General features: G+C 61.3%; 2 protein-coding genes and 1 pseudogene. All 3 read left to right on the top strand.

The window, feature by feature from the left end:
* Nucleotides 1-226, top strand: a pseudogene (locus A2I95_RS35265) (ATPase); the annotation flags it as partial.
* 59 nt (nucleotides 227-285) lie between these two features.
* A complete protein-coding gene (metA, locus tag A2I95_RS35260) occupies nucleotides 286-1,203 on the top strand; it encodes a homoserine O-succinyltransferase (protein WP_027258817.1) in 918 nt (305 codons plus the stop codon).
* The coding region (locus tag A2I95_RS35255; RefSeq protein ID WP_291737221.1) for an alpha/beta fold hydrolase at nucleotides 1,178-1,786 on the top strand (609 nt) is incomplete at its 3' end. The genes metA and A2I95_RS35255, both read left to right, overlap by 26 nt.

Below are 1,786 nucleotides of genomic sequence, written 5' to 3'. Positions count from 1 at the left end.
GGTCTGGCAAGAGTATCTCAAGGAAAATGGCATAGCTGAAGGGGATGTGGACCCCGATGCCTTCATCCGCTGGACCTATGCCCAGGCGCTGGCGCACCGACAGCCGCGCTATCAGGCGATGGCGGACAATTGGGGTGTCACGGTCACCGCCGATCAGATCTCTGCCGTCAGGGATGAGGGGGATTTCGAGGATTTGATCGCGTCCGCTCTTGAGGCCCGCGGCTAAGCCGCCTATCTGTCGAATTCCGCTATATCGTACACCCTTCCGCAAATCAGGACACTGACATGCCCATCAAGATGCCCGCAGATCTCCCCGCCTATGACGTTCTGACGAACGAAGGCGTGATGGTGATGTCGCCGGATCAAGCGGCGCGTCAAGACATCCGCCCCATCCGCATCGGCCTGCTGAACCTGATGCCCAAGAAGATCCAGACCGAGAACCAGTTTGCCCGGCTGATCGGGGCGACCCCGCTGCAGATAGATCTGAGCCTGATCCGGATGAGCGAGCACCGCACCAAAAACACCGCGGCTGAGCATATGGCCGAATTCTATCACTCGTTCCAGGAAGTGAAGCACCAAAAGTTCGACGGGCTGATCATCACCGGCGCGCCGATTGAGCATCTCGACTTCCCCGAGGTCACCTATTGGGACGAGATGCGGGAGGTGTTCGAGTGGACCCAGACCAACGTGCATTCCACCTTTGGCGTCTGCTGGGGCGGCATGGCGATGATCAATCATTTCCATGGCGTGAAAAAGCATATGCTGGATCACAAGGCGTTCGGCTGCTTCCGGCACCGGAACCTGGCGCCTGCTTCGCCCTATTTACGCGGGTTTTCGGATGATTTCGTGATTCCGGTCAGCCGCTGGACCGAGATGAAGCAGGCCGAAATCAGCGCGGCACCAGGGCTGAAGACGCTGCTCGGCAGCGACGAGGTCGGCCCCTGCCTGGTTGAGGACAAGGCGCACAACGCTCTCTATATCTTCAACCATTTCGAGTATGACAATGATACGCTGAAGCAGGAGTACGACCGGGACGTGGCCAATGGCACCCCGATCAACGTGCCGGGCAACTATTATCCGGACGATGACCCCAGCCAGCCGCCGCAAAACCGCTGGCGCAGCCACGCGCATCTTCTTTATGGCAATTGGATCAATGAGATCTACCAGACCACGCCTTATGAAATGGATCAGATCGGCCGCTAAAGTGCTGGTTTATGCAGGCCTTGCACTGGCGGCCGCTGCTGTGCTGACCAACTGGCAGGCGGGCCGCCGCGAGGCAGCGGCTGTCGCAAGCCACCCGCCATTGGGGCAATCCCTGGTGGTGGGCAGCCACCGGGTGCATGTAGTGGAGATGGGGCGGCCCAAAGGCAGCGCGCCGGATCTGGTGCTGATCCACGGCTCCAGCGGCAGTACGCGCGATATGACCTTCCGGCTGGCTCCTGCATTGGCAGAGGACTTCCGCATCCTGATCTTTGACCGGCCCGGACTGGGGTATTCGGACCGCATCAATGGCACCGGGGCCACCATCCGCCAGCAGGCCGGCCTGTTGCGCGCGGCTGCGGCGCAAATGGGGGCGGACAGGCCTATCGTGCTGGGCCAAAGCTATGGCGGCGCGGTTGCGCTGGCCTGGGCCGTTGACTATCCCGGCAGCCTGTCGGCCCTGGTGTCGGTTGCCGGGGTTTCGTACCCTTGGGACACACCGCTGGACACCTTTTACCGGGTGACCTCTTCGCCGCTCGGCAGTGTTGTCGCCGTGCCCGCCCTCACAGCCTTTGTCTCCCGCAAA

It is taken from the genome of Leisingera sp. F5 (genome assembly GCF_001593695.1).
The sequence above is the reverse complement of the archived record's forward strand: the minus strand, read 5'-3'. Positions and strand labels throughout refer to the sequence as shown.

What these genes read in the sequence shown, in the direction of transcription:
- metA (WP_027258817.1), top strand. Translation starts at nt 286, where the DNA reads ATGCCCATCAAGATGCCCGCAGATCTCCCCGCCTATGACGTTCTGACG.